This is a genomic window from Naumannella huperziae (assembly GCF_054073625.1).
This window is the reverse complement of record NZ_JBSXPH010000001.1, coordinates 3,320,339-3,340,238: the sequence shown is the minus strand read 5'-3', so window position 1 is coordinate 3,340,238 and position 19,900 is coordinate 3,320,339. Positions and strand designations below refer to the sequence as shown.

21 protein-coding genes and 1 riboswitch are annotated in these 19,900 nt (G+C 71.7%); of the genes, 11 read left to right on the top strand and 10 right to left on the bottom strand.

Going from position 1 to position 19,900, the window contains the following annotated elements; genetic code table 11:
* Window positions 1-169: 169 nt before the first annotated feature.
* Window positions 170-231: riboswitch (guanidine-III (ykkC-III) riboswitch) on the top strand.
* Window positions 232-242: 11 nt separating this feature from the next.
* The 3 genes from ACXDC7_RS15935 to ACXDC7_RS15925 are packed head-to-tail and all read left to right on the top strand — an operon-like array spanning window position 243 to window position 1,572.
* Complete coding sequence (locus ACXDC7_RS15935; RefSeq protein ID WP_459222717.1) at window positions 243-590, top strand: DMT family transporter; 348 nt, start codon at window positions 243-245, stop codon at window positions 588-590.
* Window positions 591-929 (top strand): DMT family transporter, encoded by a 339-nt coding sequence (locus tag ACXDC7_RS15930; RefSeq protein WP_459222716.1) that lies wholly within the window; start codon window positions 591-593, stop codon window positions 927-929.
* 16 nt (window positions 930-945) lie between these two features.
* Window positions 946-1,572: a hypothetical protein gene (locus tag ACXDC7_RS15925; RefSeq protein WP_459222715.1), complete on the top strand. Its 627-nt coding sequence runs from the start codon at window positions 946-948 to the stop codon at window positions 1,570-1,572.
* Between the two features lie 24 nt (window positions 1,573-1,596).
* On the opposite strand, the gene ACXDC7_RS15920 is transcribed toward ACXDC7_RS15925, so the two are convergent.
* Window positions 1,597-2,007, bottom strand: coding sequence for a VOC family protein (locus ACXDC7_RS15920; protein ID WP_179445521.1), 411 nt, complete (start codon window positions 2,005-2,007; stop codon window positions 1,597-1,599).
* 130 nt (window positions 2,008-2,137) lie between these two features.
* On the opposite strand from ACXDC7_RS15920, the gene ACXDC7_RS15915 reads away from it, so the two are divergent.
* Both ACXDC7_RS15915 and ACXDC7_RS15910 read left to right on the top strand, forming a co-directional pair.
* Entirely contained in the window at window positions 2,138-3,298 is a 1,161-nt protein-coding gene (locus ACXDC7_RS15915) for an LLM class flavin-dependent oxidoreductase (protein WP_179445522.1), read from the top strand.
* A 2-nt stretch (window positions 3,299-3,300) separates the two neighbouring features.
* Window positions 3,301-3,885, top strand: coding sequence for a CE1759 family FMN reductase (locus ACXDC7_RS15910; RefSeq protein ID WP_179445523.1), 585 nt, complete (start codon window positions 3,301-3,303; stop codon window positions 3,883-3,885).
* A 16-nt stretch (window positions 3,886-3,901) separates the two neighbouring features.
* On the opposite strand, the gene ACXDC7_RS15905 is transcribed toward ACXDC7_RS15910, so the two are convergent.
* The 4 genes from ACXDC7_RS15905 to ACXDC7_RS15890 form a co-directional block, all read right to left on the bottom strand.
* Complete coding sequence (locus ACXDC7_RS15905) at window positions 3,902-5,113, bottom strand: FAD-dependent oxidoreductase (protein ID WP_459222714.1); 1,212 nt, start codon at window positions 5,111-5,113, stop codon at window positions 3,902-3,904.
* Between the two features lie 18 nt (window positions 5,114-5,131).
* Window positions 5,132-5,785: an MOSC domain-containing protein gene (locus ACXDC7_RS15900; protein ID WP_459222713.1), complete on the bottom strand. Its 654-nt coding sequence runs from the start codon at window positions 5,783-5,785 to the stop codon at window positions 5,132-5,134.
* A gap of 20 nt (window positions 5,786-5,805) precedes the next feature.
* Window positions 5,806-7,449 carry an alpha/beta hydrolase gene (locus ACXDC7_RS15895; RefSeq protein WP_459222712.1) on the bottom strand — a complete coding sequence of 548 codons (1,644 nt, stop codon included), beginning with the start codon at window positions 7,447-7,449 and terminating at the stop codon, window positions 5,806-5,808.
* Between the two features lie 443 nt (window positions 7,450-7,892).
* Window positions 7,893-8,285, bottom strand: coding sequence for a VOC family protein (locus tag ACXDC7_RS15890; RefSeq protein WP_459222711.1), 393 nt, complete (start codon window positions 8,283-8,285; stop codon window positions 7,893-7,895).
* Window positions 8,286-8,312: 27 nt separating this feature from the next.
* On the opposite strand from ACXDC7_RS15890, the gene ACXDC7_RS15885 reads away from it, so the two are divergent.
* Together ACXDC7_RS15885 and ACXDC7_RS15880 are read left to right on the top strand one after the other, a co-directional pair.
* Window positions 8,313-9,188, top strand: a complete 876-nt coding sequence (locus ACXDC7_RS15885) for a helix-turn-helix domain-containing protein (protein WP_459222710.1) — start codon at window positions 8,313-8,315, stop codon at window positions 9,186-9,188.
* Between the two features lie 21 nt (window positions 9,189-9,209).
* Window positions 9,210-9,773, top strand: a complete 564-nt coding sequence (locus tag ACXDC7_RS15880) for a cysteine hydrolase family protein (RefSeq protein WP_459222709.1) — start codon at window positions 9,210-9,212, stop codon at window positions 9,771-9,773.
* A gap of 3 nt (window positions 9,774-9,776) precedes the next feature.
* Here ACXDC7_RS15880 and ACXDC7_RS15875 read toward each other — a convergent pair whose 3' ends face one another.
* The gene (locus ACXDC7_RS15875; RefSeq protein WP_459222708.1) at window positions 9,777-10,985 is read right to left on the bottom strand and encodes an FAD-dependent monooxygenase; all 1,209 of its coding nucleotides are present in this window, start codon (window positions 10,983-10,985) and stop codon (window positions 9,777-9,779) included.
* A gap of 164 nt (window positions 10,986-11,149) precedes the next feature.
* Between ACXDC7_RS15875 and ACXDC7_RS15870 the strand changes: the two genes are divergently transcribed.
* From ACXDC7_RS15870 to ACXDC7_RS15860, 3 genes are all read left to right on the top strand, one after another.
* On the top strand, window positions 11,150-12,322 hold the full coding sequence (locus ACXDC7_RS15870; protein WP_459222707.1) for a PucR family transcriptional regulator: 1,173 nt from the start codon (window positions 11,150-11,152) through the stop codon (window positions 12,320-12,322).
* Window positions 12,323-12,407: 85 nt separating this feature from the next.
* Entirely contained in the window at window positions 12,408-13,004 is a 597-nt protein-coding gene (locus tag ACXDC7_RS15865; protein WP_459222706.1) for a cysteine hydrolase family protein, read from the top strand.
* An 86-nt stretch (window positions 13,005-13,090) separates the two neighbouring features.
* Window positions 13,091-14,242 (top strand): citrate/2-methylcitrate synthase, encoded by a 1,152-nt coding sequence (locus tag ACXDC7_RS15860; protein ID WP_459222705.1) that lies wholly within the window; start codon window positions 13,091-13,093, stop codon window positions 14,240-14,242.
* Here the strand turns inward: ACXDC7_RS15860 and ACXDC7_RS15855 are convergent.
* From ACXDC7_RS15855 to ACXDC7_RS15845, 3 genes are all read right to left on the bottom strand, one after another.
* A complete protein-coding gene (locus ACXDC7_RS15855) occupies window positions 14,209-15,504 on the bottom strand; it encodes a citrate synthase (protein WP_459222704.1) in 1,296 nt (431 codons plus the stop codon). The two genes, ACXDC7_RS15860 and ACXDC7_RS15855, sit on opposite strands and share 34 nt — an antisense overlap.
* A gap of 182 nt (window positions 15,505-15,686) precedes the next feature.
* Window positions 15,687-17,156: a DUF222 domain-containing protein gene (locus ACXDC7_RS15850; RefSeq protein WP_459222703.1), complete on the bottom strand. Its 1,470-nt coding sequence runs from the start codon at window positions 17,154-17,156 to the stop codon at window positions 15,687-15,689.
* A gap of 113 nt (window positions 17,157-17,269) precedes the next feature.
* Window positions 17,270-17,854 (bottom strand): DNA-3-methyladenine glycosylase I, encoded by a 585-nt coding sequence (locus ACXDC7_RS15845; RefSeq protein WP_459222702.1) that lies wholly within the window; start codon window positions 17,852-17,854, stop codon window positions 17,270-17,272.
* Window positions 17,855-17,927: 73 nt separating this feature from the next.
* Between ACXDC7_RS15845 and ACXDC7_RS15840 the strand changes: the two genes are divergently transcribed.
* The gene (locus ACXDC7_RS15840) at window positions 17,928-18,380 is read left to right on the top strand and encodes a CAP domain-containing protein (RefSeq protein ID WP_459222701.1); all 453 of its coding nucleotides are present in this window, start codon (window positions 17,928-17,930) and stop codon (window positions 18,378-18,380) included.
* Window positions 18,381-18,443: 63 nt separating this feature from the next.
* Here ACXDC7_RS15840 and lat read toward each other — a convergent pair whose 3' ends face one another.
* Window positions 18,444-19,769 (bottom strand): L-lysine 6-transaminase, encoded by a 1,326-nt coding sequence (gene lat / locus ACXDC7_RS15835; protein ID WP_179445536.1) that lies wholly within the window; start codon window positions 19,767-19,769, stop codon window positions 18,444-18,446.
* Window positions 19,770-19,900: the final 131 nt, after the last annotated feature.

Sequence of the window (19,900 nt, the reverse complement as noted above, 5' to 3'; positions counted from 1 at the left end):
GTGTGGCCAGTATGAGCGCGCCGGGCCCGCGAACCAACTTGGCGGCGGGTGAATCTGGCCGATGTTACGGGTGAGTAGGATTTCGTGCGTCATCACCCTGGCGGGTTCGGCCGGGGCTCGGGCGCGACGCCTGTCGGCCGCGCGTGCGGCAACCTTGCTAAGGTCGGCCGCAGGGCCCGATCGGCCCGCGGACGAGGGAGCAGTACCCGCACAGCGACAAGACTGCCGCGTGGAGGTCCCCCATGGATCCGACAATCCTTGGTGATTCGACAAACCTGGCTTGGGCGGTTCTGGTCGTCTCCGGCATGTTGGAGGCGGTCTGGGCGACCGCGCTCGGCGAGGTACGCGGCATCCGCCGCCCCGCCCCCTTGATCATCTTCGTGGTGGCCGTGACCGCCAGCATGGCCGGCCTGATGTACGCCATGCTGCACATCCCGACCGGGACGGCCTATGCCGTCTGGGTCGGCATCGGCGCCGTGCTGACCGTCGTGATCGCGATCGTTCGCGGGACAGAGCGGGCCACCCTGGCGCGCATCCTGCTGCTGATCGGCCTGGTCGGCTGTGTGGTCGGGCTCAAGGCGGTGAGCTGAATGGCGTGGCTCGTCCTGATCATCAGCGCCGTTCTGGAGGCCGTTTGGGCGACCGCGCTCGGGCATTCCGACGGCTTCAGCCGCTTGGTGCCGAGTGTGATCTTCCTGGTTGCGCTGACCCTGAGCATGCTCGGGCTGGGGTACGCCATGCGCAGCATCCCGATCGGTACCGCCTACGCGGTCTGGACGGGGTTCGGGGCCGCGCTGACGGTCGGCTTCGCCATGCTCACCGGCGAGGAGCCGGTGTCGGTGTGGAAGGTGATCTTCCTCGCCGGCATCATCGGCTGCGTGATCGGGCTCAAGCTGGTCCGCGAGCCGGAGGTGTCCGACGCCTCCTGATCCGGCAGCCTGGCTGGTGCCGATCGCCTGGGCGGCGGGGATCGGCGCCTGGTTCGTGGTCTGCGAGCTGCTTGCCCGCCCACGCGGGCGGCCGCGCGGCGCGACCGGTCAACCGCGGCTGCCCGGCGAGGTCGCCCGCAAGCTCGCGCACGCCGGGGCCGCGCTCGCCGCGGCGCTCGGGGTCTGCTGGTTCGACCACCGGGCCTTCGGCTGGCTCGGGCTCGCCTTCGCGGCGCTGATGCTGCTGACGATCCGGTTCGTCCCGCTGGCGGCGCTGGCCGATGCGCAACGCTCCTGGGGCCCGGTCGCATTCGGCCTCGGGGGTGCGGCCGCAGCGGCCCTGGCCCCCGACCGACCCGCCTTCGTCGCCGCCGTGCTGATCATGGGGCTGGCCGACACCGCGGCGGTCGCGGTCGGGCGTACCGTCGGAATCCGCAGGCTGCCCGGCGGCAAATCGCTCGGTGGGGCAATCGGCTTCGCGGTCGTGGCCGCGGTGGTGCTGCTGATCGCCCTGCCCGGCCGGCCGCTGCTGGCGGTCGGCCTGGCGGCGGTGCTGGCCCTGGTGGAGCTGTTCACCCCGCGGGGCTGGGACAACCTGACCGTGCCGGCGGTCGCCGCCGCGGCGCTGCTCGCCGCGGGATGAACGCGGGATGACGAGGGGTACGCCTCAGCCGGCGATGTTCACCATCCAGCCGATCGAGAACCGGTCCAAACACATCCCGAAGGTGTCGCCCCACGGCGCCTTCGTCAGGGGCTCCTGGACCTGGCCGCCGTCGGACAGCCCCTCCCAGAATGCCCGCAGCTTCGCCTCGTCGTCGCCGCTCAGCGAGATCGAGGACGTGTTGCCCGGGCGGAACTCCATGCCCGCCGGCTGGTCGGCGCCCATCAGCGTCAGCCCGTCGGGGGTGACCAGCATCGCGTGCATGACCTTGCTCGCCTCGTCCTCGCCGAAGCCCGCCTCCGGCAGGTCGCCGTAGCGCGACAGCGTCAGCTCGCCGCCGAAGACGTCTCGGTAGAAGTTCATCGCCTCCTCGGCATTGCCGTCGAAGACGATGTAGGGATTGAGGGTGATGCTCATGTCCCGATCCTGCCCCCGGTTGTTCCGATGCGCCAGAGGGGCTGGCCCGTCCGGGGCCCGCCCGGGAATGATTACGGGGACGGCCGCGTTGGGGCGTATAGTTGAATCCGCAACTACCTAGGGAGCTGGCATGCAGATCGGGATCTTCACCGTCGGGGACGTCACGCGCGACCCGACCACCGGCACGACGCCGAGCGAGCACGAGCGGATCAAGGCCACCGTGCAGATCGCGAAGAAGGCCGAGGAGATCGGACTCGACGTGTTCGCCACCGGCGAGCACCACAACCCGCCGTTCGTGCCGAGCTCGCCGACCACGACGCTGGCCTACATCGGTGCACAGACCGACAAGATCTTGTTGTCCACCTCGACCACGCTGATCACCACCAACGACCCGGTGAAGATCGCCGAGGACTATGCGACCCTGCAGCACCTGACCGACGGCCGGGTGGACCTGATGATGGGCCGCGGCAACACCGCGCCGGTCTATCCGTGGTTCGGCAAGGACATCCGCGACGGCATCGACCTGGCGATCGAGAACTACGCGCTGCTGCACCAGTTGTGGCGCGAGGAGGTCGTGGACTGGAGCGGCAAGCACCGCACGGCGCTGCAGAGCTTCACCGCGACGCCGCGCCCGCTGGACGGCGTACCGCCCTTCGTCTGGCACGGCTCGATCCGCAGCCCGGAGATCGCGGAACAGGCCGCCTACTACGGCGACGGGTTCTTCCACAACAACATCTTCTGGCCCTCGAGCCACACCAAGCAGATGGTGGACCTCTACCGCCGGCGCTGGGAGCACTATGGCCACGGGCCGGCGCGCACGGCGATCGTCGGCCTGGGCGGGCAGTTCTACATGGCCCGCAACTCCCAGGACGCCGTGAAGGAGTTCCGTCCCTACTTCGACGTCGCACCGGTCTACGGACACGGGCCGTCGCTGGAGGACTTCAGCAAGATGACCCCGCTCACCGTGGGCAGCCCGCAGCAGGTGCTGGAGCGCTACCTGGGCATGCGTGACATCGTCGGCGACTACCAGCGCCAGTTGTTCCTGGTCGATCACGCGGGCCTGCCGGTCGACACCGCGCTGCGCCAGCTCGACCTGCTCGGCGAGATCCTGCCCGAGCTGCGCAAGGGGTACGCCGAAGGCCGCCCGGCCGATGTGCCGGAGGCGCCGACGCACGCCTCGCTGGTCGCCGCCCGCGACGAACAGGTACGCAAGGCCGCCGAGCTGATCACCGAAGAGCAGGCCGGCCAGGACAACGACGAGTCGGACCGCGTGGCGGTCCAGGAGGGCTGATCATGAAGGTTGCGGTGATCACCGCCGGCACCGGTTCGCCGTCGTCGACCAAGCTGCTCGGCGATCGTCTCGGCGAGGCGCTGCTGGAGCAGACCGATGCGGAGTTGATCAAGATCGACCTGCGCGAGTACGCCCGCGATCTCGCGGGTCACCTCGTCACCCACGTGCCGACACCGGAACTCGACCAGGCGATGGCCGACGTGGCCGGGGCCGACGCGGTGATCGCGGTCAGCCCGATCTTCAACGGTTCGTATCACGGTCTGTTCAAGATGTTCTTCGACGCGCTGGAGCTCGGCACGCTGAAGGACACCCCGACGCTGTTGGCTGCCACGGGCGGATCGGCGCGGCACTCGTTGGCCATCCAGAACTCGATGCTGCCGCTGTTCTACTACCTCGGCGCCCGGGTCACGCCGACGGCGGTATTCGCCGCCTCGGCCGACTGGGGCGATGCGAGCTCCGAGCTGCCGGGCCGGATCCGGCGCGCGGCCGGCGAGCTGGCCCAGCTCGTCGATCACGAGCCGATCCGGGAGCGTCGCGACGAGTTCGCCGACGTGACGCCGTTCGAGGAGCTGCTGCGGCGGGCCTGACCCTCCCGCGGCAGGCTCAGTCGAACCAGTCGCCGAGACTCGGCGGGAACGGCCCGTAGCCGTTGGAGACCGCCGAGCGACGGCGTACCCCGGGCAGCGCGGTGATCATCCGCAACAGCCGACCCGGCACCAGCGGCCGCCCGCGCTCGCGGGCGGCCGCTGCGCGTCGCTCGATCGTCGCCTGGGCCGCCTGCACCCGCTCGATCGCCGCCTCGCGATCGGCCTGCACCGCGGCCAGCGGACCCTCGTCCACAGGGCCCGTCGCACGCAGCGGCGGCACCAGCCGGTTCGCGGCGGCGACCGCGTCCTGCAGCGCCATCAGGATGCCGTTGCCGCCGACCGGCGAGATCACGTGCGCGGCATCGCCGATCAGCAGCAACCCCGGTCGGTGCCAGCGGTCGAGCCGCTTCAGCTCGACCGACAGCAGCGTGACCTGGTCGAATCCGGTGAGCAGGCCGATCCGGTCGCCCAACCACGGCAGGTGCTCGCCGAGGAAGCCGCGGATCGGCGCGACCCCGGCCGCTCGTACCGCGGCGTACCCGCCCTTCGGCACGGTGATGCCGAGCTGCCAGTCCTCGACCCCGCCGAGCAGGCCCACATAGGCACGCTTGCCGAAGTACAGATCGACATCGGCCTCCGGCGGGTCGTCGGGACGCCGCGGCAGCCGGAACCACAACAGGTCCGTGCTCGCGCCGAGCTCGGTCACCGGCAGCCCGGACAGCGTTCGCAGTTTCGAGAACCGGCCATCGGCGCCGATCACCAGCCGGGCGCGCAACTCCCGGGTCTGCCCCTTCTCCCGCCAGCGCACCCCGCGTACCGTCTCGTCCTCGTCGATGATCAACTCCCGCACCCGGGCGCCGGTGATCAACTCGAAGCCGGGCAGGCTCTCGGCCTCGCCCGCCAGGAAGTCGAGGAACCGCACCTGCGGCATCAACGCGACGTAGGGAAAGGGGGAGTCCAGGGACCCGTAGTCGGTGGTGATCACCGTGCCGGCCGGGGTGTGCATCCGGAACCGTTCGGCCCGGAAGTGCGGCAGCGCGAGCAGCCGGTCCGCGAGCCCGAGCCGGTCCATCAGCTCCAGCGTCCACGGGTGCAGGGAATCGCCCCGGAAGTCGCGATCGAAATCGCCGTGACCCTCCAGCAGGGTGACCCGCAGACCCGCCCGCGCGAGCAGGTACGCCGCCAACATGCCGCCCGGACCGCCGCCGACGATCACCGCATCGATCATGTCAGGAGTCGATCATGATCAGGGCCGGTACGCCGCGACGCGTGCCCGCAGCTCGTCGGAAAGATCGTCGCCGGCCGCCGCGACCTCGCGCAGCAGTGGCCGGTCGGTGGTCATCGCCCGGAAGGCCGTGGCGATGGTGACGCCGTGGGCGGGCCGGTGGCACACCGTGATCGGGTCGCCGGCGCCGACGCTGCCGGGCGTGACGACCGCGAAATAGCTGCCCGGACGGGCGTCGGCGGTGAAGGTCTTCAGCCAGCCCGGCTCGCCCATGAAGCCCCGGAAGGTCGCGCAGGGGATGCGCGGCACGGTGACCCTCAGCTCCAGCTCCCCTCCGACCCGCCAGATCTCACCGAGCACCGCGGCGTTCACGTCGATCCCGCGCGTGGTCAGATTCTCCCCGAACGAGCCGTTGGGCAGGTCGCGGCCGAGCCGGTCGGCCCAGTTGTCGAGGTCCTCCCGCGCGTAGGCATACACCGCCTGATCATCGCCGCCGTGATGGGTGCGGTCCCCGATGTGATCACCGACCAGGCCCGAGCCGAGCCCCCCGCGCCTCGGTCCGGGCGCCCGCACCTCGACCCGGTCCGCGGCCGGCCGCTTGCCGATGCCCGTCGTGTCCGACCGCTGGTACGGATTCGGCTCGGGCCGGCCGATGTTGACGGTGAGGATCTGCACCCGGCGATTCAACCACGCGGTCAGCGGCAGGTCAGGCCGCCGCCGGGGACGCGATCGCGGACCAGGTAGTCGACGACGGCGGCGTTCACGCACTCGTTGCGCCCGTAGGCGGTGTGGCCGGTGCCGTCCAGGGTGATCAAGGTGGCGCCGGGCTGTGCACCGGCGTACCCCTCCGACCAGGCGTACGGCGTCGCGGGATCGCCGGTCACGCCGACCACCAGGAAATCCGGCACCTCCGGATGGAACTGGCTGACCGGGATCCCGGCCTGCACGGGCCAGGTCGGACAGGTCACGCTGGGCCCGAAGTACTTGCCGAAGGTCGGCGCCTGCTTCGCCGCCTCCTCATAGTCCGCGCGGGCCTGATCCACGCCGGCATCGGAGGCGTCGACGCAGTTGATCGCGTAGAAGGCGTTCTGGGAGGGCGCGTAGGCGCCGTTGGGCCCGCGGCCGTTGTAGGAATCCGCCGCGGCGAGCAGCGCTCGGCCGTCGCCGCCGCGCGCGCCGGCGATCGCCAGGGCGAGCTGCGGCCAGCCGCGGGCGTCCTGGTAGAGCGAGGCGAGGATGCCGGTGGTGGCGAGCGACTGGGTCAGTCGGCGGTCGCCGACCGCGATCGGGCGGGCGTCGAGCCGGTCCAGCAGGTCGGTGACGGCACCGAGCACCTCCTCGCGGCTCTCCCCGAGCCGGCAGTCGCCCCGGCCTGCGCACCAGTCGGCGAACGCGCCGATCGAGGCGTCGAATCCCTGCACCTGGGTGGCCCCGCCGCCGATGCCGCGCTGGCCGGTGTCGTCGGCCTGGAGCGGCGCGACCGAGTCGAGCACCAGCCGGCCGACCTTGTCGGCGAACAGCTCGACATAGGCCTGCCCGATGATCGTGCCGTAGGAGTAGCCGAGGTAGTTCAGCTTCTCGTCGCCGGCCAACTCGCGCAGCAGGTCGAGGTCCTTGGCGGTGTCGGCGGTGGTGACGGCCTCCAGCAGCGGGCCGCTGTTGCGTGCGCACGCCTTGCCGAAGCCGCGCCAGGCCTGCACCAGCTCATCGAACTCCGCGGGACTGTCGGGGGAGGAGTCCACCTCGTGCAGCTCGTCGAGCTCGGCCGCGCTCGCACAACGCACGGGCGTCGAGCCTCCCGTCCCGCGCGGATCCCAGCCGACGATGTCGTAGCGTTCGAGCCCCGTCGCGCGGAACCACTCGACCAGTCGCGTCCCGGACTCGCCCGGCCCGCCGGGGTTGATGAACAGCGTGCCCAGCTTCGGTGTCCGGGTCGCGGGCCGCTGCCGCAGCGCCAGCGTGATCGCCTCGGCATCCGGCACGTCCCAGTCCAGGGGCGCGGTCACCTCGGCGCACCGGAACTGCCCGCAGGCGCGCCAGTCGATCCGTTGCGACCGGTACGCCGCGAAGTCGGCCAGCGGCTTGCGGAATCCGGGCGGACGAACATCAGGCAGCGGATCGTGCCCGCGATCGGGGGAACGCTCCAGCGCGGTCGGGCCCGGCGCGGGCGGTGCCGGTACGCCCGGATCGGCGTCCGGCTGCTGCGGCACGGCGGGCGGTGCGAACGCGCCACGCAGCGCCAGCGGCAGGCTCGCCGCGGTGACCACGCCGGCCCCGCCGATCATGATCATCGCGACCGCGAGACAGGCGGCCAGCGCTGCCTTGGGAACTGGGCGCACGCCGACATGCTAGCCCCGGGCGGTGCGCAGCCGGGGTCTCGGCGGGCTCGACCCGCCTATGTCTCGGCGGGCTCGACCGGCGTATGCGCATCCTCGTGCCGAAAGTGACCACTGGTCGGGGTTTGGGCGGGCTCGGGGGTGAAGTAGCGGCCAGAACTCGGGCGAGTGGTCGGTTTGGGCGAGCGGTGTGGCGCCAAGCTCGAGCGGTGCTGGTCGAGCAAGCGAGGAACGAGCGCCGTCGAGACCTCGCGCCGTCAAGCTCGCCCGGCGTACGCGCATTCTCGTGCCGAAAGTGACCACTGGTCGGGGTTTGGGCGGATTCGGGGGTGAAATAGCTGCCAGAACTCGGGCGAGTGGTCGGTTTTGGCGAGCGGCGACGTCTCGACGGGCTCGACCGGCGCCTGTCTCGGCAGGCTCGATCGGCGATCTCTCGACCGGGCTGGTCAGGACTCCTGCGCGGGCGGGCACAGGCAGAACGGGTGCCCGTCGGGGTCGAGCATCACCCGGTACGCCTCACCGCCGGGCTGCTCCGCCGCGACGCTCGCGCCGAGCCCGGTGGCCCGCTCGGTCGCGGCCGCGACATCGTCGACCCGGAAGTCCAGGTGGAACTGCTGCGGGTGCTCCTGGCCCGGCCAGGCCGGAGCCGCGTACGACTCGACGCCCTGGAAGTTCAGCGTGTAGGGGCCGACGCTCGCCTGGGCGTACCCGTATTCGGGGTATTCCCCGGTCACCTCGCCGCCGGCCAGGTCGGCATAGAAGCGGGCGAGCCGGGAGGAGTCGGAGCAGTCGATGGTGAAGGCGATCAGGTCGGCGGATGCGCCGGATTCGGTGTTCATGTCCGACAGGCTGCCTAGAGTTCACCCATGGGGTCTTGGACGGACACGACACGCCCCGAACTTCCCGCGGGTGCCCGGCCGCTGTGGCGGGCCGTGATCCGGCCCGAGCGGCTGGACCGGACGATCGTGCGCGAGGTGTTGCCGGGCGCCGGACCGCTCGCCGGTTGGGTCGAGCAGGTCTGGTCGCTCGCCTGGGCCCGGCCGGTGCCCGCCTCGCTGTCGGCGCTGATCTCGCATCCGACGATCCACCTGACCGTCGAGGCCGGGCCGCCCGGCGAGCGTCGGCACGGCCATGCGCTGCCCGCGGAACTGCTGCACGGGGTGGTGCTGGAGCGGTTCGGCCTGGACCTGCCGGCCTTCGGCTGGGTGGTCGGGCTGCACCTGGTGCCCGGCGCGATCATGGACCTGACCGGCGTCCCGGCGTACCGCTGGACCGGCCGCGTCGTCCCCTGGGCCGCGGCGTGGCCGGATTGGGATCTGACGCCGGTCTGGGACGCGGATGGTCCAGCGGCGCGGGCGCAGGCCCTGCGCGCGGTGGCGGAGACCATGATCGGGGACCGGGTGCCCAGCCCCGATGGGCGCCGGGCCCGCACGGTCGAACGGCTCGCCCGCGATGACCGCGGCATCCGCACCGTCGAGGAGCTGGCCGCCCGGGTTGCCCTGTCGGTACGGGCGCTGCAACGCCTGTGTCGTGATCATCTCGGCGTCACGCCGCGTTGGCTGCTGCGCCGCGCCCGGGTGCTCGATGCGCACGAGCTGCTGTCCACGACCGAGCTGGAGATCGCCGAGATCGCCCACCGGTTGGGCTGGTACGACCAGGCGCACCTCACCCGCGACTACACCAAGATCACCGGCGTCCCACCCGCCGCGCAGCGCCGCATTCTGGAGACCGACCGCAGTTGAACCACCGACCAGGAGATGATCATGACCAGTCTGACCGGCCGCCCCAACACGGCCCTGCTGGTGATCGACATGCAGAACGGCGTGGTTGACGGCGCCCATCAGCGTGCCGGGGTGATCGACAACATCGCCGCGCTCGTTGATCGGGCCCGCGCGGCCGAGGTGCCGGTGGTGTGGGTACGCCACAGCGACGAGGAGATGAGGCAGGGCAGCCCGGAGTGGCAGATCGTCGACGAGCTGATGCCGGCCGATGGCGAGCCGCTGGTCGGCAAGACCTACGGCGACTCGTTCGAACAGACCGACCTGGAGGACGTGCTGGCCGAGCGAGGTGTCGGGCGGGTCGTGGTGACCGGCGCGCAGACCGACATGTGCATCCGGTCGACGCTGCACGGCGCGCTGGTCCGCGGCTACGACGCGCTGCTCGTGGGCGACGCGCACACCACCGAGGACCTCCGCCCCTACGGCGTACCGATCGGCCCGGCCGACGCGATCGCCTACACCAACGCCTACTGGGACGAGTCGGCGGCCAAGGACCGGCGCGGCGGCACCGTCAGCACCGCCGAGGTGGATTTCGCGGCGAAGGGCTGAGCGTCACCACCAGGTGCCGCCGCCGGCATCGTCGGGCTCGTCGGCGCTCGCGTCGAAGCCGTGGATCCAAGCCAGGTGGCGATCGAAGGCGCCCGCTTGCGCCAGGCGCCCGTTTCGCCGGTCGGCGCGCGGGCCGGGCGGCAGGTGCAGCACGTCGGCGGCGGTGATCGAGGCGTACTGAACCTTGCGGGTACGCCCGCGCCGCAATCGCTCGTAGGCCGCGCGGGCGTGATCGAGATCGGTATGGGCGTCGAGCTGGTCGGCCAGCACGATGGCGTCCTCGATGGACTGGTTCGCGCCCTGACCGTGGTGCGGCACGAGCGCGTGGGCCGCGTCGCCGAGCAGGGTGACCCGGCCCCGGCTCCAGCGCGACAGCGGCGGCCGGTGGTAGAGCGCCCAGCGCTCGGTGACGCCGACCGCGCCGATCAGCTGCCGCACCGCCGGATGCCAGTCGGCGAAGTCCGCGAGATGTGACCCGTCGTCGATCCCGGCGACCCACGTCTCGTGCGGCCAGGGGATGCCTTCGCGGCGTACCAACAAGAAGTTGTGCGCTCCGCCGCCGATCGGGTAGTGCAGCAGGTGCCCGCCGGCGCCCATCCAGAACTGGATCGCGCCCGGGTCCGGCAGTTGCGACAACAGCTCGGGGCCGACGATCCCGCGGGTGCCGGTGCAACCGGAGAAGAGCGCGTCGTCGTAGCCGAGCAGCAGCCGGCGCACAGTCGACCGCGCGCCGTCGGCGCCGATCACCAGGTCGGCGTTCGCCGTCGAACCGTCGGCGAACTCGAGCACCGCCTCCGTCGAGGTCTCCCGGATTCCGGTCAGGCGACGACCGAGATGGAGCCCGTCGGTGCCGAACGCGCCGGACAGGGCGGCCTGCAGGTCGGCGCGGTGAATGCCCACGTACGGCGCGCCGAACCGGCGGCGGTAGTCCGCCCGGTCGCCGAGGCGGGCGATCACCCGGCCGTCGAGCCCGTCGCGGAAGATCAGCGTCTCGACCTCGGCCCAGCTCCGGGCAAGTTGATCACCCAGCTCGAGACGGCCCTCGTAGAAGCGGGTCGCATTCGCCGACAGCGCCACCGCCGCCCCGATCTCGCGCAGTTGGGTCGTCTGTTCGTGGATGGTCACGTCGAACCCGCGCCGCCGCAGGTCGATTCCGAGGGTCAGGCCGCCGATGCCGGCACCGATGATCGCGATCTGGGGACTGCGGGTCATGCTGCGGACTCCTTCGTCCTGGTTTGCGGGTGTACGCGGTTTGCGGGTGTACGTCGACGCTAGGGCGGCGCGGCGGGCATCGCTTCGGCCTCGTGTGGGAACCTTGAGGCCGCCGATTCCGACACTGTGTCGGAGTGATCGGGCGGACGGTTGGAGGGGCCACGGTGGCCGAGGTGGGCGCGAGCCTGGACGATCTGCTGCAGGATCTGTCCGAGGAGGTGGGGCGCCGGCTGGTGCTGCTGGACGACGACCTGTGCGTGGTGGGCTACTCCATCCACGAGTCCGACGAGGACCGCGAACGGCTCGGCCAGGTGCTCGCGCACAGCGACTCGTGGGCCAGGCCGTCGGTGGCGGCCGGCGGGTGGCGCGTCCGCAACATTCCCCAGCTCGGCCGGGTGCTGTTCGCGCCGGTCGATGATCAACAACGACGGGTCGGCCATCTGATCACCGTCCTTCGGCCGGCCGAGTCCCCGGAGGGCGCCGACCTGGCGCCGCTGCTCGTGGGGGCGGCGCGGCTGGGCCCGCCGCTCGGTCTGCGGGCATTGCGTGGCGACGAGCGGCGCGGGGCGGCAGCGCGGTTGCTCGATGAGCTGTTCGCGGCGGATGAGGGGCGGCGGTCCGGGGCGGCCGCCGCGCTGATCGACCAGGGGCTGCTCGGTGGATCCGGGCACTATTGCGCGGTCGCGCTCGGTGCGCCGCCCGGAGGTGAGGGGACCGGGACGCGGACGGCCCTGGCGGTGCGGCTGACCGTGGACTTCGTCGCGCGCACCTCGACCGCGTCGGTGGCCGGTGGCGTGCTCGGGGACGGTGTCGGGGTGCTGGTCTTTCCTCGGCCGGTCGTCGCCGAGCGCCTGGGCCGGATCCTCGGCAGGCCCGAGCTTGCCGGCGTCCGCGCCGGGATCGGCCCGGTGGTCGGCACGTTGGGGGAGGTGCCGCGATCGTTCGCCCGGGCCCGGGCCGCCTGGCGTGCGGCGTACCTCGCTGCCGACCGGCATCCGGTGGTGCTGAACTGGGTCGACGCCGGGCTGGACGGCGTGCTGGCGATGCTGCCGCTCGAGGACATCGGCGCCGATGATCTTGGACCGCCGATCCGACGGCTGCTGGCCGAGCCGCGGTCGGCCGCCATGATCGAGACGCTGGAGGCCTATCTCGCCGCGGGCGGGGATGCGCGCGCGACCGCGCGAGTGCTGTGCATCCATCGGTCGACGCTGTACTACCGGTTGGGCCGGATCCGCACCGTCGCGGGAGTGGAGCTGTCCGACGGTGGCGTACGCGGCGAGCTGCAGGCGGGTCTACGACTGGCCCGGCTCGCCGGGCTGATCGGTGGCGCGCGCTGATCGCGTCATCGGTGGCGGGAATCCTGCGCATCCTGTCCCGAACGGTGGTGGCGCACTCACCAGGGGTACCGCTTCGATGTTGATCATGAAGCGGGCAGTTGTCGTGATCGATGTCCAGGAGTCCTTCCGTCAGTTGCCGCGGTGGCGCGCGGTGTCCACCGCGGACATCGTCGAGCGGACGGTTCGGCTGGTGGAGGCGCGCCGGGCGCAGGGCGATCTGGTCGTCTGGGTGCTGCACGCCGAGCCTGGCAGCAACACGCCGTTCGATCCGCCGTCGGGCCATGTCCGGCTGATCGAGCCGCTGACGCCGCTGCCCGGCGAGCCGGTGATCACCAAGACCTCGCGGAATGCCTTCACCACGACCAATCTGCAGCAGATCCTGACCCAGCACGGCGTGGGTACGCTGATGATCAGCGGCATCCAGACCGAGCAGTGCTGCGAGACGACCGCGCGGCTGGCGGCCGACCTCGGCTATGACGTCGAGTTCGTCACCGAGGCCACCGCCACCTTCCCGATCCCGCACCGCGATCGTGGGCCGGCCGCGACCGACGCCGACTGGGACGCGATCCTTGCCGATCCGCGCACGCTCGGCACCGATGCCGTGATCGAGCGGACCGAGTACGCCCTCGCGGGCCGGTTCGCGCGGATCGTGTCGCTGGACGAGCTGACCGCCACCGGCTGACGGGCGGCGGGTGCTCGCGGCGATCGGCGGTCCATGTTGACGTGATCAAGATTGACGGGCCGGGCGAACAGTCGCACGCTGCGATCATGATCAGCTCAACAGCACCCGAGCCCATCGTGACCCCGCCCGGCCTCGCCGGCGTGGTCGTCGCGGACACCGCGATCGGCGACGTCCGCGGTGAGGAGGGGTTCTTCCACTACCGGCAGTACGACGCGACCGAGCTCGCCCGCGAGCACACCTTCGAAGACGTCTGGCATCTCGTCCTGCGCGGTGCGCTGCCCGCGGCCGAGCAGCGGGAGAGCTGGCGGCGCGAGGTCGCGGAATCGCTGCAGGTCCCGGCCGAGCTCGCCGAACGACTGGTCACGGTGATGGGCGCGAGCGCGAGCGACGATCCGCTGCTCAGCCTGCGTACTGCGCTGTCGGCGTACGGGGCGTTGACCGCGGATCGACCGCTGTGGGACAGCGAGGAGCAGACCAAGCAGGTACGCGCGGTGCGGTCCGCCGCGGTCGTGCCGTGGTTGGTGACCGCCGCCCACAGCCTGGCGGGCGGGCGCGAACCGCGCGCTCCGCGGCCGGAGCTCGGCTACGTCGGCAGCTATCTGGCGATGCTCACCGGTCGTGAACCGAGCGCGCGTGAGGTCGAGGCACTGAGCCGCTATCTGGTGCTGACCATCGACCATGGCTTCAACAACTCGACCTTCACCGCCCGCACGGTCGCCTCCACCGGGACCGACCTGACCTCGTGCCTGGTCGCCGGTGTCGGCGCGCTGGCCGGGCCGCTGCACGGCGGCGCGCCGAGCCGGGCGCTGGACGCGCTCGACGAGATCGCCTCGGCCGACCGCGCCGAGGCCTGGGCGCGCGCTCAGCTCGCCGAGGGGCACCGGGTGATGGGATTCGGGCACGCCGTCTATCGGACGTTGGATCCGCGCTCGGAGCTGCTGAAGGAGACCGCGATCGGGCTCGGCGGACCGACGGCGGAGCTCGCCGTCGCGGCGGAGGCCGAGGTGATCAAGGTGCTGGACGAGGCCAAGCCCGGCCGCCCGCTGCGCGCCAACGTCGAGTACTACGCCGGCGTCGTCATGGAGGCGTGCGGGGTGCCGCGCGAGATGTTCACGCCGACCTTCGCCTGCAGCCGGGTTGTCGGCTGGACCGCGCACGTGCTGGAGCAGAGCCGCGACCGCAAGATCATCCGGCCGAGTTCGCGCTATGTCGGGCCGCCGGCCGCGGTCTCCGGCTGACCGGTGTAGGTGGCGCGCGGGCGGAAGCGCAACGGCTTGCCCTGCTCCTCGATGCCGTGTGCGACGAAGCCGGCCAGGCGGGCGAGGGTGAAGATCACCGAGCCGGCGTCGCGGGGCAGGCCGGCGCCGATGCTGAGCGCGGCGAGCCCGAGGTCGACGTTCGGCGCGATCCGGTGCCGGCGGGCGACGCGCGCGGCGAGCTGGTCCACCGCGGCGACGACGTCTGGGGCGAACCGGTCGACCGCGGCGAGAAGGACCTCGAGACGCGGGTCGGGCCCGGTGTAGACGGTGTGTCCGAAGCCCGCCGGGGCGGTGTCGACGTCGACCGGGTCGAGCAGCTCGCGGCTCAGCAGGTCGTACGCCGGCGCGGACGCGGCGCCGTGCCGCTGCCCGGCCATCGCCGAGGCGCCGGTGAGCATTATCAGATAGGGGTCCCCGCCGGTGCTCGCCGCCGCGCGGGCGGCGAGCGTCGAGGTCGCTAGCTCATGATCGGCGAGTACGCCGAGCGCGATGTCGACCGCCCGCAACTGCGCCGGGGTCGGCGGGCGAGCGGCGAGACCGGCCCACGTGCCCGCCGCCACCGCGCCGGGCGGGATGGGTTCGGCCAAGGTCGGGTCGGCCAGGGTCGGTTCGGCCAGGGTCGGTTCGACCAAGGTCGGATCGGTGGGGATCGGGTCGGCCAAGGTCGGTTCGACGAGCATCGGGTCGCCTTGCCCCTCGCCGACCGCGCGCCCGGTGGTGCCGCGCAGGGTCGCGATCGCGGTGGAGATCGCCCGGCGCCCGGCCTGCCGGAAGTGCTCGGCGCTCAGTTCGTCGCGCTCGGGATCGGTGGCCGCGGCGTACAGGATGCCGAGACGGATGCGATCGCAGCGCGAGTAGCCGGCCACGGCGACGGGGGCGCCGGGGCAGGCCGGCCAGGGCACCATCGGCGCAGGCTCGTCCCAGATCAGTTCGGCGACGCGCTCGAACGTCCCGCGTTCGGCGAGCTCGCCGGCGTCGCGGCCGCGGAACAACAAGCGGCCACCGGGATCGAGGCTGGTGACGGCGGTATCGACGGTCACCTCGAAGACCCCGCGCCGTGGCCGATGACGGCGCGCTGCCAGCCGGCTCACCTCGTCTCGGCGAAACCGCGATCCGTCGTGACGCGAGCGTCCGTCCTCGACCCGATGCAGCAGGCCCCGGCTGACGTAGGCATAGACCGTCGACACCTGCACGCCGAGCAGATCGGCCGCCTGCTGCGTGCTGATCAACTCGTCGCTCACGCGGTCAACGTAGTGAAGCGCTCCGCGCCGGCCAACGTCGCACCCTGCGCCCCGGCCCCGGCCGCCGCCGGTGAGCGCCCGCCGGCACGCGTCAGTGCCCCTGCCTCCGCCCGGTGCCGAGGGTCGGATCCTCGCCGGGCTCACGGACCCTCACCGGTGGCCCACGGACCCTCACCGGGAGATCAGGGATCGTCGTCGGGCGGGGCCGGGCCCTCCGGTCGCCTTCCGCGGCCGGCGCGGCGGTGGAGGAGCCTCGGGTGTCGCAGGGGTCGGCGGTTGGCGTCGACCCGGCTGGGCGGCAGCACCTCGGGCAGGCCGTCGGCGGCGATGCGTACCTCCCACTGGCTGGCGGCTGCGGCGCCGGGCCGGGGCTCGATCAGGCCGTGGTGGTGTCGGCACAGGAGCACCAGGTTGGTCAGGCTGGTGGGCCCGCCGGCCTGCCAGGGAACGATGTGGTGGGCCTCGCAGCGCTCCGGCGGGCGGTCGCAGCCGGGCAGCACGCAGCCGCGGTCGCGGACGGTGAGGGCGGCGCGGATGGGCGCGGTGACGAGGCGGTGTTCGCGACCGACGTCGAGGGGCTGGCCGTCCCCGCCGAGCACCACCGGCAGCAGCCCGGCATCGCAGGCCAGCCGGCGCATCGACGCGAGCGAGACGCGGGCCCCCGTGCGCAGCGACTCCCCGCTCGCGCGTCCCGCTGCCGCGGACGCAGGGTGCTCGGCCGGGCAGCCGGGCGCGGTCGAAGGGACCGGCCCGTGCGCCGCGGCGAGCGCCGAACCGGCGAGGGCGCGAAGCTGTTCGTGCCCGATGGTGACCACGATGCGCGGGCGCTCGCCGCCGTGCGTCGGCGCGGTCCGGCACGCCTGGGCGTGGCTGATCAGCTCGACCAGGCCGTCCGCGCGGCGTTGCTCGGGCGAGCTGAGCTCGGCCTCGCTCGGATCGCGGCCGGCAACGGAGCGGTCGCGGGTGGCGTGGGCGTCGATGACGGCGACGAATGCCTCACCGTCGAGCTGGGGCAGTCGACCGCGGAAGCTGATGGTGCCGTGCCCGTCGGCCGTGAAGGTGAGCGACCGAGCCTGATGGGCGCGCCGCTCGGCGCGCTCCAGCGCCACGCGATCGTGCTCATCGGCGATCTCGGGAGCGATGATCTCGACGAGATGGTTGCCGAGGCGGCGCAACATGGCGGGATCGAAATGCTGCGCCGTCGCGTGGTCGAGCATGGTCGCCTCGCCGGCGGCGAGCTCATCGGCGGACTGGTCGCCCGGCAGGCGATCGAGCGCATCGACGATCGCGCCGGCCTGGTCGGTGCTGATCCCGGCGCGCGCGTGCGCGTCGGCGACGGCGCCGAATCGGCCGAGCCGGTGCGCGTCCTTGATCAACGCCGCGGCGCGGCCCGGGGTGACCCGCCCGGTCTGCGCCAGCCAGGTCCGGGTCGAGGACCCCTGCGCGGTCATCGCATCGTCGGCATCGTCGACCGCGCGGATGCCGGCCGCGATGATCGCATCCATCCGATCACGCAATCGGAGCCAGCTCGCCAACTCGGCCAACCGCCCACGCGGATCGGGCGCAGCGGTCAGGGTGCCCTCGCGCACGCCGCGCAGCGCGGCGTCGATCAGCCGCTGCGCCTGGCCGGCAGTCCCCCCGAACTCCTCCATACCCGAAAAGCGTAGGGTCGCCCACTGACACAGACGGCGCCCCGAGCTCGTCGGGACTGCCTTTTCCACAAGCGATGCCGAACACACGCGCCTGTGGAAAGCGGTGGGCCAGGTCAGGACCACACCCCGGAGCTGCCGCGGCGGTGACTGGTCACCAGGTGGGTGTCGACGATCCCCACGGCCTCCATCAGGGCGAACATCGTCGTCGGGCCGACGAACCGGAACCCCTTCTTGCGCAGAGCCTTCGCCAGGGCCACCGACTCCGGGGAACTGCTCGGCACCTCGTCTGCGGTCCGCGGCTCCGGCGTACGCTCCGGCCGGAATCCCCAGACGAAGTCGGCGAGCCCGCCCTCGGCGCGCAGCTCCAGCGTCGCCCGGGCGTTGCCGATCGTCGCGGCGATCTTGGCGCGGTTGCGGATGATCCCGGCGTCGGCGAGCAACCGCTCGCGATCGGCGTCGCCGTAGCGAGCCACCAGCTCCGGGTCGAAGTGATCGAATGCCGCGCGGAAGTTGTCGCGCTTGCGCAGGATCGTCGCCCAGGACAGGCCCGACTGGAACGCCTCGAGGCTGAGCCGCTCGAACAGCCCGCGCTCATCGCGTACCGGCATGCCCCACTCGGTGTCGTAATAGGTGCGCAGCAGCGGATCCGCATCCGCCCACACCGGACGCTGCAGCCCGTCGTCACTGGTGACAGTCATGGCACGACGCTATAGCGTTCCGGGCATGACAAGATCACGAAAGACAGGGTTGTCCACAGCGATCGTGTCAGCGGTGCTGGGGGCTACAGCGCTGATCGCATCCGTCTCGACCGCGCCGAGCGCCCATGCGGGCGCGACGGCCATGAACACCGAGGAACGCGAGGTGCTCCGCCTCGTCAACGTCGAACGGGCCAAGGTCGGCTGCCCGGCCGTCCGCGAGCACACGACGCTGGCCACCGTGGCCCGCGCCCACAGCGTCGACATGGCGCGCTATGACTACTTCAGCCACACCGGCCGGGACGGGCGCAGCCCGTTCGACCGGATGCGCGCTGCGGGCTACACCGGCAGCGTGATGGCCGAGAACATCGCGGCCGGTCAGCAGACCCCGGCCGCGGTGATGAAGTCGTGGATGAACAGTTCCGGCCACCGGGCCAACATCCTGAACTGCCGTTACCGCGATCTGGGGGTCGGCGTCGCCCGCGGCGGGAGCTACGGGATCTACTGGACGCAGAACTTCGGCGGCTGAGACGGGCCGCCCCGCGCACCTCGACCGAGGTACGCGGGGCGGGCGCCGCTTCTGGCGTCGGGCTCAGGACAGCGCGGTCAGCACGCGGTCCAGCGCCTGGACAGCGCGGGTGATGTCCTCGGCGCTGACGGTCAGCGCGGGACGGAACCGGATCGACGACGCGCCGCAGCCGAGCATGAAGATCTTCTCGTCGGTCCGCAGCTTGTCGATCACGCGGTCGCGCAGCTCGCCATCGGGCAGCGTGATCGCGCACATCAGGCCCGCGCCGCGCGGATCGCTGACGACACCCTCGTGCTTGGCCGCCAGCTCGCGCAACTGCGCCAGCAGCTCCTCCCCGCGCTCCTCGGCGTTGTTGATCAACTTGTCGGCCTCGATCACCTCGAGGATCCGGCGCGAGCGGACCATGTCGGTCAGATTGCCGCCCCAGGTCGAGTTGATCCGCGACGGCACCTCGAAGACGTTGTCCTCGACCTCGTCCACGCGGCCGCCGGCCATGATCCCGCAGACCTGCAGCTTCTTGCCGAAGGAGACCACGTCGGGCTGCACGCCGAGCTTCTGGTACGCCCAGGCGGCGCCGGTCAGGCCGCATCCGGTCTGCACCTCGTCGAAGATCAACAACGCGTCGAACTCGACACACAGCTCCTTCATCGCGGCCAGGAACTCCGGGCGCAGGTGGCGATCGCCGCCCTCGCCCTGGATCGGCTCGCAGATGAACGCGGCGATGTCGTCGCCGTCGGCCTCGAATGCCGCGCGGGCCTGCGCGAGTGCCGTGCGCTCGGCCTCGGCAACATCGTGGGCCTCGGAGACATAGGGCGCGTCGATCCGCGGCCAGTCGAACTTCGGGAACCGGGCGACCTTGTTCGGGTCGGTATTGGTCAGGCTCATCGTGTAGCCGGTACGCCCGTGGAACGCACCCGTCAGGTGCATGATCTTGGTGCCCAGCTCGGGGCTCTTGCCCTTGGCCTCGTTGCGGCGGCTCTTCCAGTCGAAGGCGACCTTGAGCGCGTTCTCGACGGCCAGGCCGCCACCCTCGACGAAGAACAGGTGCGGTAGCTGCGGATCGCCGAGCACCCGGGCGAAGGTCTCGACGAACTCGGCCATCGGCACCGAGTAGATGTCGGAGTTCGACGGCTTGTTGATCGCGGCCTCGGTCAGCTCGGCGCGGAACGCGTCGTCCTTCGCGAGCGCCGGGTGGTTCATCCCGAGCGCGGAGGAGGCGAAGAAGGTGAACATGTCCAGGTAGCGCGTGCCGTCGCGCTGGTCGACCAGCTCCGAACCCGCGGAGTTCTCCAGGTCCAGGACGAAGTCGAACCCGTCGGTCAGCATGTTGCGGCCGAGCACCTCGCGCACGGCCTCGGGGGCAAGGTGTTGAGAGGTCGTCACAGTCATGTCCTCCAGCATACGAATATTGCGGTGATCTGGCGAGCTGTCGAGACAATCTCGCGTTACGACCGTGTTACGCCGCCATAGTTGGCGCAGAAGGTCGAGATTCTGGCGTGGTTTCGAGTGTACGCCGGGGC